The organism is Streptomyces sp. P17, assembly GCF_032436805.1.
GTDB lineage: Bacteria > Actinomycetota > Actinomycetes > Streptomycetales > Streptomycetaceae > Streptomyces.
The window spans coordinates 1-260 of the sequence record NZ_JAVRBF010001065.1; the positions used below are offsets into that span (position 1 = coordinate 1).

General features: G+C 60.4%; 1 protein-coding gene. It reads right to left on the reverse strand.

Annotated elements, in window-relative coordinates; all coding sequences use genetic code 11:
• On the reverse strand, positions 1–216 hold a 216-nt coding region (locus RMT89_RS43955; RefSeq protein ID WP_315889355.1), incomplete at its 3' end, for a hypothetical protein.
• Between the last annotated feature and the right edge of the window lie 44 nt (positions 217–260).

Sequence of the window (260 nt, forward strand, 5' to 3'; positions counted from 1 at the left end):
GGCCGGGACATCATGAAAAGGAAGGCAGGCCTGCGCCGCTATGTCTCGAGTTGATCGAATTCCTTGGGCGAAAGCACGCGGCGTGGATATTCTCACATCCAGATGGTCTTCCTGCAGAAGCTCTCTCGCCTTCTTGAGCGCCGCAGCCGCTGTGTCGCGTCGCAGATTAACGTAACCCGACTGGCTTCGTCCGCTGATCAGATATTGCGGATGCATCGTCTATCCCCGCAGGGCCACCGCCGCCAGAAGCGGCGGGAGCG